The organism is Bacillus sp. LNXM65, from assembly GCF_002998575.1.
Lineage (GTDB): Bacteria > Bacillota > Bacilli > Bacillales > Bacillaceae > Bacillus.
Genome location: NZ_PVRB01000003.1, coordinates 68,152 through 83,793 on the forward strand (window position 1 = coordinate 68,152; position 15,642 = coordinate 83,793).

Genomic DNA, 15,642 nt, shown 5'->3' on the forward strand with positions numbered 1-15,642 from the left:
TGATGTTTATTTTAGCCCTTTGTCTTCTTTTCAGTGTGATAGAAAACCTTTGAAGTCTAGGAAGGATGAGCACTGGCGCGGAGCGAATTTGACATTCGGGAGCACCAGCGCGCAGTCCTGACAAAAAATGCGAGGGTTTGCCTACACGCTGAAACCCCTCGTTAAGAGGGGTTTTTCTTTTATTGCGCATCTTCCTTCGGCATTAAATGACTGAGTTGCGTTAAATCCTTTAAAATATGGGTGCTGCTGCTGTCGAGCAGTACTTTTAAATAACGGATATCACCATACTTTGGATGAGACGGATGAATGGTCTCAAGCTCCCTGATCATATCGCTGTTCATGCTTTTCTGTTTCTGTATAAGGTCTAAAAGCGTTTGAGCCGTGTGGTTAGTATTATGATGATCTGTCAAAATAATTACCCCCTATAATGATAATCACCATCTTTTCAACATATTTTAAAGGGTAATCCGTGAAGAATCTATACTTAGGTGCAAAAAGATATAATTTGTGTCTAAGGTCATATGTAATTCGAATGATTTTGAAACTTTTGATACGCAATAAACGTATGAGTGAGAAAGGAATTTTCATCATGAAGGAGCGAATATATGAATAGAGATCAGTCGATCATTGCATCTATTTGTTATTTTAGTGTATTTTTTATGCCGTTTATTGTACCGATCGTGGCATATTTTGTAGTTGATCAAAAGGAAACGAAACGGCACGCGATACGGGCATTGTGGTCACACCTTTTGCCAGTCGCAGCGTGCGTGATACTGGTTTTTGGATCTATCCCATTTTTATTGGCGACACAGGCAAGTGACTCACTTATTCCAGTGATCACGATGCTCATCTTGTCCTTTTTAGTCGCCATTGGCTTTTTGATCTCTGTCATTTGGAATATCATTCAAGGTATTAAAGTACTTCAATCCATCAAATCGTAGGAGGGCTTTGTATGAATGAAAAAGAACGCATTTTAAAATTAGTAGAAGACGGGACATTATCGGCAAAAGAAGCGATTACGCTGCTTGAAAAACTAGAAGAAAGTCAGTCTGTTTCATTAGAAAAGTCTACAGCTGATCACACCTTTCATGAAGAAAAAGCTGGCACAGAGAGCAAAGGAACTGGTACTGAAAATCTTGGTGCAAAGCTGTTTGGCTGGTTAGATTCTGCGGTGAAAAAGGTGAAAGACGTAGATCTTGATTTAAACTTTGGACAGTCGGTCGACGTTGAGCACATTTTTCAGTTTAAAGACGCCACGCTCTCTCATTTAGATATTCAATTGGCGAACGGCAGTCTCAATGTGATGCCTTGGGACGATGGGGATATTCGTGCAGAGTGCCATGCGAAAATCTACCGTGCAGAGGACGGAGAGCAGGCAAGACAGCAATTTCTCAATCAATTGGACTGCGGCCTGGAAGGGGATAAATTTTTTATACGGACCGAAAAGAAGACGATGAAAGTCAATGTCACTTTATATGTACCTCGTATCCAATACGATAAAATCAAGGTTAAACTGTTTAATGGTCCGATTCGCGGGGAAAAGCTAAAGACAAAAGAACTTGCTGCGAAAACCACCAATGGTGTTGTCTCTTTTGCCTCGTTACAGGCAGAAAAGGTCGGAATTGAAACAGCAAACGGACAAATTAAACTGGCGGATCACGAGTGTGGTATGATTGAAGTAGAAACCATCAATGGGCTCATTGACCTGCGCGGGAAAAGTGAATCAATTGATGCCCAAAGCTTTAACGGAAACATTGCTGTTCAGCTGTCGGATGAAAAGTGCCGTTCCATTTATGCGAAAACGACAACAGGCAGTGTGGACGTCCAGATCCCGCGTACGTGTGCAGTGACCGCTGAACTGAAAAGCAATCTTGGGTCTATTTCTCATGATTTGCTTGATGCAGAGATGATTAAAGAGAAAAATGAAACATTACAAAAAGAGAAAATGATCAAAGCCAATCAACAGGCAGTGAACAGTATATCCATTTTTGCAGAAACAAAAACAGGTTCAATTCAAGTAAAGCACCAATCAGACAAGGAGTGATTCTACATGAAGAAGCTTTATCGTTCAGCAACAGATAAAAAAATAGCGGGTGTTGTTGGTGGACTTGCAGAATACTTAAGTGTCGATGCATCCCTGCTTCGCATTTTAACGGTCATCATCGGATTTTTGACAGCATTTATGCCTATCTTTCTGGTCTACTTCATCTGGTATTTTGTTGTTCCGGAAGAAGGCACTAACTAAATGCTTAGATGGATCGTCAGTATTTTAGTAAATGCATTACTTTTAATCGTCATTGCTGGATATTTTGATTCAGGCATTCTGCCAGGGCTCGGAAGCGTATATATTGAAGGGTTTGGGGCAGCCATTGTCGCAAGTATCATTTTATCCTTGCTCAATATTTTAGTGAAGCCGTTTTTGATCATTTTAACGCTTCCAGTAACCGTCCTTTCACTAGGATTGTTCTTGTTTGTGATTAATGCCATCACATTGATGATGACATCGAGCTTTATGGGTGATAGTTTTAACATTGATGGGTTTGGAACGGCCATTTGGATGGCTGTCATTTTATCCATTTTCCATCTGTTGATACAAAAAGGAATTGTGGAGCCGTTAGCGAAAAAAAGCTAACGGTTTTTTTGTACCATTTTGTATCGTTTCTCCGTTTCATCTGTCATAAAAACTTCCTTCAGGAGACACAATATCCGAAGGAGGCGGTGCACGATGGTGAACGTGAGCAGACAAATCATGCTTTTATGTTTTTTTATCATTCTTTTTTGTTTCAATCAGCCTGCTTCAGCAGGGCCTTTTATTCAAACACAAGTCAATATACCGGACAAGCCTTTTTCTCCTTTTATCTTTGATCGATTTCATGTGGATGTCCGTCCAGTTCTAGGGGAAAAAAGCCGTGATCTCCAGTTTCGTGCGTCTATTACGGATCCGGAACAAATTTTGTCTGCGAACTTGTACTATAAACAAAGTGATGAACTAGGGTACCGTTTGATCCCAATGGAACGGTTACCAGGTATGAAGCCAGAATTTACAGCGAAAATTCCGCCAGATCAATTATGGAATTCAACCGTTCGTTACTATACAGAGTTTCTTACGCAAAAGTCCGTGATCAAAACGGCAGAACATTCTGTCCACTTAAATGGATTTGAAGAGGATCTTTCTCGCATTCCGGACTTAGTCATCTCGGAAATTGTTGTCAATTCAAAGAATCGCAAAGGCAAAGATGCCTTTGAATTTATCGAGGTGTATAACACGACACATGAGCCAATCTCTCTTAAACATTATCAACTTCGCTACCGTAATCCTGCACAAGGAACTGAAATGGATGATGTGTATTCCTTTCACGCAAATCCAGTCACCATTTCACCTGGAAAACCTTATGTTTTCTGGCTGAGGAAAAAAGGGCAGGAGCATTTAACTGTAGCGGACTTCAATGCCATGTACAAAAGTCAATTAAAAGAGGGTGAGCATGTATCTGTCATCGAGAGCAAAGGGCTGTCCAACTCTAAATCTCGTCTTGTTTCAATCACAACAAATATAGGGGAGGAGATTTCTTCAGCAGCATTTCGTTTGAAGCCATCATGGTTTAGTGAGCATAAATCTTTGCTGTTTAAATATCCAATGGACGGTACTTCGCAAATGAAGCTGATCTCGAAAATTGAAGAAGAGCCTACGCCTGGAAAAGTGCTAAAAGCACAAATTCCATCTGAGAAAAAAGAAATTTCTCAAGATATCCATAAACCTGTGATTGAAGATATGACAGTGAGGAAACCAGTGAAACCAACTGAAAGCATAGAGATTAAAGCGGATGTACAGGATGATCAGGCCGTCAAAACCGTCAAGCTTCGCTATCGAACAAATCGGAAAGATGATTTCAAGGAAATACTGCTTCAAAAAGATCATAACGACCGGTTATTTCATCATATTATTTACTCACCCGAGTTGATTGGTAAAGAACAATTGGAATATCAGCTTGAAGCGTCAGACGGCGAAAATACAGCAATGACGATGAAAAAAATGATTGATGTGGAGCAGGTTAGCAAAGCCCACGGCCTTCGATTCAATGTAGAAGAAGGAGATACGGTTTCAGGATTATTTCCATTAAAGGCAACGTCTGATCGGAAAAAAAGCATTGAATTATTGATAGATGGAAAGCGGAATCAGCAAGTATTTTCTGCCCTTGAAGCAGATCCATATATCGCATTTGATGTCAAAGGGACAAATTTATATTTTAAAAATGGTGTGTCCATAGGTAAGCACTTACTTTCTATTTTTGATGATTCGACAAAAGTGTATCGTACCTATACAATGCCAATACCAGAAGCAGAGATGAAAAAAGCAGGTCCCCAAACGATCTCCTTCCATGCTGGAACGAAGTCTTCTCCAGTAGATCGGCTGCCTGGAGAGAATCACGATGATTTTGAATTAAAAAACGTCCGGATGATCCTGTCGAATGGAACACAAATTCCTCCAATCAATGCAAAGCCGCAAAAAGAATGGAAAATGGGAGACAGCGGTAACGCCAAAAAGGTAAGAATATTTCAATTTGAAATTCCAAAAGAAGCCTATGTTTCAACCTATATGAAGTGGGACACAAGAAGGCTGAAAGAGGGGCCACATTTGATTGAGGCCAAAACCTCAGACGAGCATGCATCTGTACATGTGAATGTCGATAACACAGGTCCGAAAATCAAGACCAACGTTCAAACAAAGGATCCATATAAAGGTGCCTTTACGTTAAAAGCAAAGGTAACGGATCGTTGGAGTGACATAGAGGAGATGAAGGCATATGTAGATGGCAAGCCAATTTCCTTGCCATATCAGACGTCCTCTAGCGAATTAAACCCTGGTGAGCACACATTGACAATTAAAGCAAAAGATGCCGCAGGGAACATGTCGACGTTGAAAAAAGAATTCAAAACGGTACATGAACACCCTGAGACACCAGAACGAGTAGCAGATAAGACGAAAATGAAATCGTCTAAGCAAACTGTGCTCACCAAGGATCCAACGAATGATAAGCTGGATTACTCCTTTTACCGTGCCTACCAATATACATCGCTGCATCCATCAATGAAGATTTTGAAATATGCAGCGGATACAGAACCGCCAAAAAGCTTTAACGAAAAAGGAGAAATGATCTTTTCTAATCAAGAAAGGAATCGCATTGCATTTGCTGATGGTAAGTCAGTTGAAACGAAGGATTTACATCGTTTTCCCTATCATCGTTTTCAAATCAAGGTTCATCAAGATGTACGTGAAAAGGATGTCGTCGAAGCGATGTGGAAAGGGAGTTCATTGTCAGGGAGAAAGGTGACCATGTATGCATGGAATCATCAGCAAGAAAAGTGGGATAAAATCACTCATCATTTTGCTAAAGATCAAAAAGAATTTTACCTGAAAGGACTGCTGTCAGTAAGACAGTACATGAAGAATCATACGTTTGATTTGCTTGTACAGGATGAAATCAGCAAAGCGCAAAAGCCATATAAGATGGTTTGGATGTCTGACACACAATATTATGCAAAGAGCTATCCTCATATCTTTAAACAAATGGTCGAGTGGATCCGAGACCAGAGGGAGAAGTTAAACATTCAATATGTGTTCCATACAGGTGACATTGTGGATGATTCAAAGGATAAACAATGGCATCGTGCCGATACGTTTATGCGTGTGTTAGATGAGCATCAGATTCCTTACGGTGTTTTAGCAGGAAATCATGATGTTCGACATAAGGACGGCTTATATGCGGAATATGGGAAATATTTCGGGGAGAAACGCTTTGCAAATAAACCTTACTATGGTGAATCCTATCAAAACAATCGAGGTCATTATGATCTCATCTCTGCCGGTGGCAATGATTATATGATGGTATACATGGGCTGGGGGATTAAGCAAGATGAAATTGATTGGTTAAACCGTGTGATTTCTGAGCATCCAGATCGCATCGTCATTTTAAATTTCCATGAGTATTTGTTGGTGAGTGGCAACCGCAGCCCGATTGGCGACCTCATCTTCCATCAGGTGGTGAAACGCCATCCCAATATTGTGGCAGTATTTAGCGGCCATTATCACGGAGCAAGCAGGAAAGTAGATGAGCTTGACGATGACCAGGATGGCAAAGTAGACCGGAAAGTATATCAAATACTCGCTGATTATCAGTCAGGACCTGAAGGTGGACAAGGGTTTATGAGGCTGATAACAGCCGATCAAGAAAAAAACCAGCTTCATTTTACGACGTACTCACCTTATATGAATCAAGAGCATTTCTATGATCCTAAAACGTATGGAGATCAGGATGAATTTTCAATTGATGTGGATTTGACGCCGAAAATGAAATCTGTTAAAACCAATTATTTTGAACTTAATGTCTACACAAATGTCCTGATAGGAGAGGCACGCGGTGTAAAAAGCGGCAAAAAAGCAAGCTTTGAGTGGAAAGGCTTAAGGCCAAATGAAGACTATTATTGGTACACTGTAGCAAAAGATCGTTTTCAAGGAAAAGCAATTTCGCCTATATGGAAAATTCATACAAAAGATGATCGTGAAGCAACATTTCTTAGGAAATAAAAAACAGTGCTCCTCCTTTTATGAGGGCACTGTTTATCTTTCCATTGTATGAATGAGCTTGTAACGATCCCCTCTATACACGGAGAGAACATACTCAAACGGAATGTCATTCTGAAAATAAGTCGTTCTTGCGATTGAGAGCACGGGATCGCCTGTTGAAATAGACAGCACGTGTGCTTCTTCCTTTGAAGCTACATTCGCTTCAAGCTCTTGTTTTGCATGAGCAATTGCAAGGCCTGTTTGAGTCTCTATATATTCATATATAGAGCCAGTTAAATGTTCCTTTGTTAAATCTCCTGCAAATGCTTCAGGGATATAGCTCGTTTCAATCGCCATCGGTTCATCATTTGCAAGGCGTATCCGTTTGAGTTCAAAGATAGCATCGCTATTTGACAGTTGTAAGACAGGCAGTAAGTGCTCTGGACATACGGTTTTTTTGAAGTCAATCAGCTGGCTTGAAGCTTTAAGCCCACGCTGGCGCATATCCTCTGTAAAGCTTGTTAAGCCTTGAAGCGGCTGTTCAAACTTTTTTCGGCTAACAAAGGTGCCTTTTCCTTTTTGTCGATACAAATATCCTTCGTTCACAAGGTTCGATAAGGCTTGTCTGACAGTCATTCGACTTATACCAAAGCGTTCGGCATATTCTCTTTCAGAAGGAATGAGTGTATCAGGTGCTAATGTTCTATCCTCAATCTGTTTTTTCAAGTTCTCCATAATCTGATGGTACATCGGAATAGGTGACTGCTTATCAATAAACATGTGAAAATCCTCTCGTGTTTAGCTTTAGCGTAGTGAACCAGCTTCTCGATCAATCAAAATTGTCACATCTTCATGAAGTTTCAGAGCAGATGCTGGGAAGTCTGGATGTATCTCAGTCTGTTCTAAATATTGTATCACTTTCGCTTTTGATTTTCCTGATGCAAGAAGGAGAATCTTTTTACTTGAAAGAATGCTTGCAATGCCCATGGTAATGGCATGTGTAGGCACCTTATCAATAGAAGAAAAGTATCTTGCATTGGCCTGCCGGGTGTTTTCATCTAGTTGCACGACATGAGTCTTTGAGTTAAACGGGGTACCGGGCTCGTTAAACCCGATATGTCCATTTTGACCGATTCCAAGAAGCTGAAGGTCGATGCCGCCTATATCTTGAATGAGCTGATCATATCTTAAGCATTCTTTTTCTAAATCAGGTGCAGCGCCATTTGGAAGGAAATACTGATCCTGAGGGAGATCAATATGATCAAATAAATGACGTTTCATGTAGGTCATATAACTATTTTCATGATCTGGATCAAGTCCTGCATATTCATCTAAATTGACTGTTTTTGTTTGTTTGAAAGACAATTGGTGTGCTTGATGAAGGTGAATTAACTCTTGATATGTATCAAGAGGTGTACCGCCCGTTGCTAGGCCAAGTACTGCATCTGGTTTAGAAGCGATTGTGCGTGCGATAAGGGCTGCTGCTTCTTTTCCTAATTGTTCTTTATCTTCAAATTCGATGATCTTCATTAGTGGTTGGCCTCCTTTTTCTCAAAGACGATTTGTCCACGGCAGATCGTCATCATTAGTTCGCCAGATTGATCCCAAATCACAAGGTCTGCTTGTTTTCCAACTTCGATCGAACCGAGCTGCTGGTCAAGTCCTAGCTGAATGGCTGCATTGGTTGAGGTCATCTTCGCTATCTCTGTCCATTCACAATGTGTAATCTGTTTCATCCGTTTGACGCCATCTTTCATTCTCAGGATCGATCCTGCAAGTGTACCATCTGAGAGTAATGCTTTTTCGCCGCTGACTGTGACTGTTTGACCGCCAAATTCGTACGTCCCATTCCCGAGTCCTTTTGCGCGCATCGAATCTGTAATCATGATCAAACGATCACTTCCTTTTGCCAAATATGCAAGCTTGATGGAAAGTGGATGAGAGTGAATCCCATCTGTAATCAGCTCAGTATGAAGATTCTCGTTCGTAAGAGCAGCCCCAACAGCGTTTGGTTCACGATGCTGAAATGAACTCAGTGCATTATAAAGATGCGTGACATGGCGTGCACCATGATTAGCTGCTAATTCAATCATGTCATGATGGGCATTCGTATGTCCAATAGAAGGAATGATGTTTTTTTCTTGCAACAGAGAAAGAAAAGCAAAGTCAGGGTCTTCCTCAGGTGCAAACGTGACAATTCGAATAAGCTGTTGAGAAGCATCCAGCCATTTTTCAAAAAGAGGGAGATCGGGCTGCTTTATCCATTGAACAGGCTGTGCCCCTGCTTTATCTTTAGAAATAAAAGGACCTTCAAGATGGATACCTAAACATTGTGCCTGAACTCCTGCTTGTTCTTCATTATAATGTTTCCACTGAGCGACATTTTTAAGTGCTTGCTCAATCTCATGATGGTTTTGAGTGATGGTTGTTGCTAAAAAACTTGTCGTTCCTTCTGACGGTAAGTAGTCAGCGAGTGTATTCATGGCTTCTGATGTCGCATCCATCATGTCTGCTCCATATCCGCCATGGATGTGAATATCAATCATTCCGGGAAGTAAATAAAAGTTTTCCCGGGAAATATATACTTTTTCATAATTTCCTGTCGGTGGTGATGTTGAAATATAGTCAATCTTGCCGTCGCGTAAACCGACAAAACCGTTTGCAATCATTTCAGTCTTTGTCACAATATGAATATTGGAGAGCAATAAAGAGCTGCTCATGATTGTGCCCCCTTTAGTCATTGTCTTTGACTTAGTTTACCCTTTTTAAGTATAGTTGTCTATACCAGTAAAACAGATGAAACAGGATCAGGATAAAATACTGTTTTGGGATCATCATTGAAAGTGATAAAATAGAGCTGTATTTCTGAATCGCCTGTGATAAAAGGAGGAAGAAACGTGCCGAAAGTTCGTACGAAGGACATAATGGAACAATTTCATCTTGAACTGGTAAGTGGGGAAGAAGGGATTAATCGTCCCATTACAATCAGTGATCTTTCCAGACCAGGTATTGAAATGGCTGGTTATTTTACATATTACCCAAAAGAAAGAGTTCAACTTTTAGGGAAAACAGAGCTTTCTTTTTTTGAACAACTTCCAGAACGCGAACGAAAGCAGAGAATGATGTCTCTTTGTACAGATATTACCCCTGCAATTATTTTGTCACGAGATCGTGAAGTGCCGAAGGAATTAATTGAAGCTTCAAATGAAAATGGCGTACCTGTGTTACGTTCAAGCCTGAAAACGACAAGACTTTCGAGTCGTTTGACCAACTTTTTAGAAAGTAAGCTTGCACCAACGACCGCGATTCATGGCGTGCTCGTAGATGTATATGGTGTAGGTGTATTGTTAATTGGAAAAAGCGGAGTAGGAAAAAGTGAAACAGCCTTAGAATTAGTGAAGAGAGGACACAGGCTGGTCGCAGACGATTGCGTGGAAATCCGTCAAGAGGATCAGGATACGTTAGTTGGAAGCGCACCAGAGCTGATTGAACATCTTTTAGAAATCCGTGGATTAGGCATCATTAATGTGATGACCTTATTTGGAGCCGGTGCTGTCAGAAGCTATAAGAGAATTACGATTGTGATGAACCTTGAGCTTTGGGAACAAGGCAAACAGTACGATCGTTTAGGACTTGAAGAAGAGAAGATGCGAATCATCGATACAGATGTACCGAAGCTGACCATCCCTGTACGACCAGGACGAAACTTAGCGGTCATCATTGAGGTGGCTGCGATGAACTTCAGGTTAAAACGCATGGGACATAATGCGGCGGAACAATTTACAAGTAAACTTGCCGATGTCATTGAAGACAATGGTCAGGATGAATAGGAGTTGTCTATATGAACGAAGCGATTCAGCCAATTGATCCGATCGCTTTTCAGCTCGGACCTATTTCGGTTCATTGGTATGGTGTGATCATTGGGGTCGGAGCTTTGCTTGGCCTCTGGCTCGCACTGAGAGAATGTGAGAAGAGAGGAATCAATAAAGATACGTTTATTGACTTAATCTTATTTGCGATTCCAATAGCCATTATTTGTGCACGAATTTATTATGTATCCTTCGAATGGGATTACTATCAGCAGCATCCAAATGAAATTATTAAGATTTGGAATGGCGGAATTGCTATTCACGGCGGGCTGATAGGTGCTGTGCTGACAGCGATCGTCTTTACAAAAGTGAAAAAGGTATCCTTTTGGAAAATAGCCGATGTAGCAGCACCTAGTATTTTACTAGGGCAGGCGATTGGTCGCTGGGGGAACTTTATTAACCAGGAAGCGCATGGTGAGGCGGTTTCAAGAGCCTTTTTAGAGAATTTGCATCTGCCAGAGTTTATCATTAATCAAATGTATATTGATGGGACCTATTATCACCCAACGTTCTTATACGAATCATTATGGAATCTTGCCGGTGTTGTGATCTTGATTTTATTACGCAGAACATCGCTGCGTAGAGGCGAAATCTTCTTGTCTTATTTAATCTGGTATTCAATCGGTCGTTTCTTCATTGAAGGGATGAGAACGGACAGCTTGATGCTGACAGAACATCTACGAATCGCTCAAATGATTTCGATTGCCATTTTTGCAGTGGCTGTTCTGCTGATGATCTTTAGAAGAATGAAAGGATACGCATCGATTCCTTATAAAGAGAACAACTCATCGAATTAAGCAGGGGGGATCAGAAGAGATGGGAGAGACATGGAAAAGCGGCTTAAAAGCAGGGCTATCGACAACTTGGACACTTGGAAAAGTCATCTTTCCGGTTACCATTCTCGTCAGTATCTTGCAGCATACGCCTGTTATGAATTGGATCATACAATTCATACGGCCATTTATGGGGTTGTTTGGTCTTTCAGGAGAAGCGGCCATTCCGCTTGTATTAGGAAATGTGCTGAACTTGTATGCGGGCATAGCCGCCATTCTGACACTAGATCTTCCTGTGAAGGAAGTGTTCATTTTGGCCGTGATGCTGTCCTTTTGCCATAACCTGATCATCGAATCGACAGTGGCAGCAAAGGTTGGACTCAGAGTGTCTATCATTTTGCTGGTCAGAATCAGCCTTGCTGTTATTTCGGCTATTGTCATTCATCTCGTTTGGCAGGGAGGCCAGGAGCCGGCACAATATGGACTGCTGACGGCAGCTCAGCCGGCTGATGTGCCTTCCAGCTGGTACATGATTGTCCTTCTCGCTTTACAAAAAGCCGTACTCGGTGTGGTCCAGCTCGCCTGTATCGTCATCCCTCTCATGATCATCATTCAATTCATGAGAGATTTAGGATGGCTCCATACGCTGTCTAAGTGGCTGTCTCCATTTACGAGAATGCTTGGAATGAAAGAAAATACGTCGATGACAATGGTAGCTGGATTAACCATCGGTCTGGCATACGGAGCCGGCGTGATGATGAAGGCAGTGGAAGAGGACGGCGTGAGTAAAAAGGATTTAACCCTTGCCTTTATTTTCCTTGTTGCCTGCCATGCAGTGGTCGAAGATACGCTGATATTTATTCCACTTGGGATTCCTGTGTGGCCGCTTCTTGTCATCCGTCTGATATCTGCTATTTTATTAACAGCTGCCATTAGCTATATTTGGCGGAAGCGGGAGCTTGCAGCTGTTAGAAAGGAAGCCATATGAACGAATCAACTATTAACACCGTGCTATTTGATTTAGATGGCACATTAATCAATACGAATGAATTAATTATTGCTTCATTTCAACATACGCTTGATCATTATTATCCTGGTCAGTACAGCCGTGAAGAGATCCTTCATTTCATTGGTCCATCATTGTTTGATACATTCTCTGCGATGGACCCTGAGCTAACGGATGATATGATTCAGATGTATCGAACGTTTAATCATCAACAGCATGATCTGCTTGTGACTGAATATGAGACTGTTTTAGATACATTGAAAGTCCTGCAGGATCAAGGATTTAAACTTGGGATAGTCACAACAAAGATACGTGATACGGTTTTAATGGGTTTGAAGCTGACAGGTTTAGAGCCATTCTTTGAGGTGATTGTGACGCTCGATGATGTCCAAAATGAGAAGCCGCATCCAGAACCTGTCCAGCTGGCATTATCCAAGCTTGGCAGTGATCCGCATGAAGCGGTGATGGTCGGCGATAATTATCACGATATTTTGTCTGGTCAAGCGGCAGGGACAAAAACAGCAGGTGTTGCTTGGACGATTAAGGGAGAAGAGGCCCTTTTAAAGCATCGCCCTGATTTCATGCTGAAGAAAATGAGTGATCTCCTGGCGATTGTTGGAGCTGATTGAGTTGAGAAAAACAGATCGTTATCCTGTAAAAGGGGTCAATTCGTTACGACAAGTCTATCGGACGGTTCCCTTTTTCAAAGTGGTGAAAAACTTTATTTTCATTCAAATAGCACGGTACACGCCTTTTATGGGAATGAAAAATTGGATATACCGAACCTTTCTTCGTATGAAGGTCGGCGAGGATACAGCGTTTGCCTTAATGGTCATGGTGGATCTCATGTTTCCTGAGAAAATCACGGTCGGTCGAAATAGTGTGATTGGCTATAACACGACCATCTTGTCCCATGAGTATTTGATTAAAGAATACAGACTTGGGGAAGTCTATATTGGTGATGAAGTCTTAATTGGAGCCAATTCAACCATTTTACCTGGTGTAACCATTGGGGATGGGGCGATCGTATCGGCTGGTACACTTGTTCATAAGGATGTTCCAGCAGGCTCATTTGTTGGAGGAAATCCAATGCGCATGATTTATACGAAAGAAGAAATGAAAGCACGTCAATCTACGTCTGCTGAGTAGTTCGGCAGACTTTTTTGTTGACAATATGTTGTGGTGTAACTATAATGATTACAACAGAGGTGAGAAAACATGAAAATCAGCAGCAGATTCACTGTCGCTGTCCATATTCTGGCCTTGCTATCACTTGAAAAAGGATCATTACAGACATCGGAGGATATCGCGGGAAGTGTGAATACAAACCCAGTGGTCATCCGCCGCATTATGAGTAAATTAAAAAAAGCAGGCCTAATCTCAACGAGTCTTGGCAAAGGTGGTTCTCAGTTGAACCGCAGTGAAGACGACATCACGCTGCTTGATGTGTATAAAGCGGTTGAAGTCGTGGATGAGGGAGAGTTGTTTCAAATCCATGAAAGCCCAAATCCTGACTGTCCGATCGGTGCAAATATTCAGGCTGTGCTTGAGTTAATCTTGTGCCGCGCTCAAAGTGCGATGGAGCAAGTGCTTGCTGAGATCAAATTAAGTGAACTAACGCATTTGTTAATCAAAAAAATTGGATGATTATTCAATTTTTTTTACCTCTGTTGTAACTATAATTGTTACACCTTTATTTATTAAATAAAATCATTTTACAGGAGGAATTCATATGAAGATTGGTATTATTGGCGCTACAGGTAAAGCAGGACAGGAAATTGTAAAAGAGGCTCAATCTAGAGGACATGAAGTGACAGCCATCGTTCGAGATGCACAAAAGGTGACAGATTCATCCGTAGCTGTTATCGAGAAGGATGTGTTTCATTTACAAGCAGAAGACATCAAAGGCTTTGATGTCATCGTCAATGCATTTGGTGCACCTGCTGGACAAGAGCACCTTCACGTAGAGGCTGGGAAAAAGCTTATTGATATTTTGAAAGAGGTACCCGATACGCGTTTAATCGTTGTGGGCGGAGCAGGCAGTCTATTTGTTGATGAGGCTCAAACAACAAGACTTGTTGATACACCAGAATTTCCAAAGGAGTATGTGGCGACTGCTTCACAGCAAGGTGAAAACCTAAAAGATCTTCAACAGACCGAAGGATTAAAATGGACTTTCCTCAGCCCTGCTGCATTCTTTGACCCAGCAGGTAAACGCACAGGTTCTTATGTGAAAGGGAAAGACCAGTTGATTCTCAATTCTAAAGGTGACAGCTATGTGAGCTATGCCGACTACGCCATTGCCCTTGTCGATGAAATGGAGCAGGCTGCCCATGTTGGAGAACGTTTTACCGTTGTATCTGAAGCAGAATAAGTCGTTTCACTGCCGCTAAAAACGATGAGTGAGAAGTCTAACGATCAAGGATTATCTCTCATTTTTACTAAAAAAAGGTTGGATACTTCATTGTAGGCGGAGGAGTAATGACAGCTGCAAAGCTTGAAGACCGCCTGAAGGAAATACTAGAAAGATCATCATGAAAAAAACATCCTCTATCCGGATAGAGGATGTTTTTTCATGTTTTCAATGAGAACGTTGTTCTACGCTTTAATGATAATCGCTTGCCGGCCCATCTGTTCCCAAGAATCCTCAAACTGATTGCGATCGACTTTTTGATTCTTTTCTCCGTATGGGTTATTTAGGTAGACATGTTCCTTGTCATAGCCCGTGATGACCACGCTATGCATATTAAAGCTCACATCTATTTTGCCATTGGGTGTATTCCATGTTTCGATGTTATCTATTTTGTCGAAGGTGGATGTGGTAATCACCCAAACAGGATACCCTTTTTCAAGTGATTGATAGATGGCTTTTTTGACAGGTTTTCCGCTTAAGTCGACGACTTGAGTGCCCGCATATTTTTTCGCAAGCTGATAAATAGGCTCATGGTAAACACCAAGACCTGGTCCATTCTCCATATCGCCTACAAACCCGTCATGCGGGTCTCCTTTTAAGCCATTTTCATAATTGAGCGGAACACGTTTGATTTCATTTGCCAATGCGTCTTTCGTCACTTGCTCATAGCCGCTGTAATGAAGAAGCATCGCTAAGCTTGTGACTTCGCATCCATTATAAAGCTTTGGGGCATCCATTTGATTGTAGAGGATGACGTCCATGGCTTTTTTGCTTCCTTTTAAAGAAGAATATGTGTTGTCTGTTTTTTGCGTTGATCGTGTTTCTTCAGCTGCGAGTGCCGTATCGCTTTCTTTTTCTTTGGCTGCTTTGTGTGGTGAAGCTGCCTTCTTGACTTGGTCGATTTGTGTCACGTATATAAAGCCGAAATAAACAAGGCATGCGCACAACAAAGTTAAGATTAATGTCTGGATGAACTTCACTGTAATCTCCTGTGTTATTCAATATTTTTAAGTATTATA

The 15,642-nt window shown here is 41.4% G+C and carries 17 protein-coding genes; 12 read left to right on the forward strand and 5 right to left on the reverse strand.

What is annotated here, in order from left to right; translation table 11 throughout:
- Positions 1–179: 179 nt before the first annotated feature.
- A complete protein-coding gene (locus C6Y03_RS06395; protein WP_034660106.1) occupies positions 180–410 on the reverse strand; it encodes a hypothetical protein in 231 nt (76 codons plus the stop codon).
- 195 nt (positions 411–605) lie between these two features.
- On the opposite strand from C6Y03_RS06395, the gene C6Y03_RS06400 reads away from it, so the two are divergent.
- The 5 genes from C6Y03_RS06400 (at position 606) to C6Y03_RS06420 (ending at position 6,583) form a co-directional block, all read left to right on the forward strand.
- Positions 606–941 carry a DUF4870 domain-containing protein gene (locus C6Y03_RS06400; RefSeq protein WP_106039045.1) on the forward strand — a complete coding sequence of 112 codons (336 nt, stop codon included), beginning with the start codon at positions 606–608 and terminating at the stop codon, positions 939–941.
- 11 nt (positions 942–952) lie between these two features.
- The gene (locus C6Y03_RS06405) at positions 953–2,044 is read left to right on the forward strand and encodes a DUF4097 family beta strand repeat-containing protein (protein ID WP_066031696.1); all 1,092 of its coding nucleotides are present in this window, start codon (positions 953–955) and stop codon (positions 2,042–2,044) included.
- Between the two features lie 6 nt (positions 2,045–2,050).
- Complete coding sequence (locus C6Y03_RS06410; RefSeq protein WP_060597366.1) at positions 2,051–2,245, forward strand: PspC domain-containing protein; 195 nt, start codon at positions 2,051–2,053, stop codon at positions 2,243–2,245.
- Positions 2,246–2,632 (forward strand): phage holin family protein, encoded by a 387-nt coding sequence (locus C6Y03_RS06415; protein ID WP_024423577.1) that lies wholly within the window; start codon positions 2,246–2,248, stop codon positions 2,630–2,632.
- 93 nt (positions 2,633–2,725) lie between these two features.
- Positions 2,726–6,583 (forward strand): lamin tail domain-containing metallophosphoesterase family protein, encoded by a 3,858-nt coding sequence (locus tag C6Y03_RS06420; protein WP_106039046.1) that lies wholly within the window; start codon positions 2,726–2,728, stop codon positions 6,581–6,583.
- A gap of 33 nt (positions 6,584–6,616) precedes the next feature.
- On the opposite strand, the gene C6Y03_RS06425 is transcribed toward C6Y03_RS06420, so the two are convergent.
- Genes C6Y03_RS06425 through nagA form a run of 3 tightly spaced genes read right to left on the reverse strand, consistent with a single transcriptional unit; the run spans position 6,617 to position 9,282 of the window.
- Positions 6,617–7,342, reverse strand: coding sequence for a GntR family transcriptional regulator (locus C6Y03_RS06425; RefSeq protein ID WP_034660099.1), 726 nt, complete (start codon positions 7,340–7,342; stop codon positions 6,617–6,619).
- Between the two features lie 24 nt (positions 7,343–7,366).
- Complete coding sequence (nagB, locus tag C6Y03_RS06430) at positions 7,367–8,092, reverse strand: glucosamine-6-phosphate deaminase (protein WP_034660097.1); 726 nt, start codon at positions 8,090–8,092, stop codon at positions 7,367–7,369.
- The gene (nagA, locus tag C6Y03_RS06435) at positions 8,092–9,282 is read right to left on the reverse strand and encodes an N-acetylglucosamine-6-phosphate deacetylase (RefSeq protein WP_066031700.1); all 1,191 of its coding nucleotides are present in this window, start codon (positions 9,280–9,282) and stop codon (positions 8,092–8,094) included. Before nagA ends, nagB begins: the two co-directional genes overlap by 1 nt.
- A gap of 177 nt (positions 9,283–9,459) precedes the next feature.
- On the opposite strand from nagA, the gene hprK reads away from it, so the two are divergent.
- From hprK to C6Y03_RS06470, 7 genes are all read left to right on the forward strand, one after another.
- Entirely contained in the window at positions 9,460–10,392 is a 933-nt protein-coding gene (gene hprK, locus C6Y03_RS06440; RefSeq protein ID WP_003212943.1) for an HPr(Ser) kinase/phosphatase, read from the forward strand.
- Positions 10,393–10,403: 11 nt separating this feature from the next.
- On the forward strand, positions 10,404–11,228 hold the full coding sequence (gene lgt / locus C6Y03_RS06445) for a prolipoprotein diacylglyceryl transferase (RefSeq protein WP_106030543.1): 825 nt from the start codon (positions 10,404–10,406) through the stop codon (positions 11,226–11,228).
- Positions 11,229–11,247: 19 nt separating this feature from the next.
- The gene (locus tag C6Y03_RS06450; protein WP_060597362.1) at positions 11,248–12,192 is read left to right on the forward strand and encodes a nucleoside recognition domain-containing protein; all 945 of its coding nucleotides are present in this window, start codon (positions 11,248–11,250) and stop codon (positions 12,190–12,192) included.
- A complete protein-coding gene (ppaX, locus tag C6Y03_RS06455) occupies positions 12,189–12,839 on the forward strand; it encodes a pyrophosphatase PpaX (protein ID WP_106030541.1) in 651 nt (216 codons plus the stop codon). Before C6Y03_RS06450 ends, ppaX begins: the two co-directional genes overlap by 4 nt.
- A gap of 1 nt (position 12,840) precedes the next feature.
- Positions 12,841–13,359 carry an acyltransferase gene (locus C6Y03_RS06460; protein ID WP_060597361.1) on the forward strand — a complete coding sequence of 173 codons (519 nt, stop codon included), beginning with the start codon at positions 12,841–12,843 and terminating at the stop codon, positions 13,357–13,359.
- A 69-nt stretch (positions 13,360–13,428) separates the two neighbouring features.
- A complete protein-coding gene (locus tag C6Y03_RS06465; RefSeq protein WP_060597360.1) occupies positions 13,429–13,857 on the forward strand; it encodes an Rrf2 family transcriptional regulator in 429 nt (142 codons plus the stop codon).
- 85 nt (positions 13,858–13,942) lie between these two features.
- A complete protein-coding gene (locus tag C6Y03_RS06470; RefSeq protein WP_106039047.1) occupies positions 13,943–14,584 on the forward strand; it encodes an NAD(P)-dependent oxidoreductase in 642 nt (213 codons plus the stop codon).
- A gap of 224 nt (positions 14,585–14,808) precedes the next feature.
- Here C6Y03_RS06470 and C6Y03_RS06475 read toward each other — a convergent pair whose 3' ends face one another.
- Positions 14,809–15,603, reverse strand: a complete 795-nt coding sequence (locus C6Y03_RS06475) for a C39 family peptidase (RefSeq protein WP_106039048.1) — start codon at positions 15,601–15,603, stop codon at positions 14,809–14,811.
- Positions 15,604–15,642 lie beyond the last annotated feature (39 nt).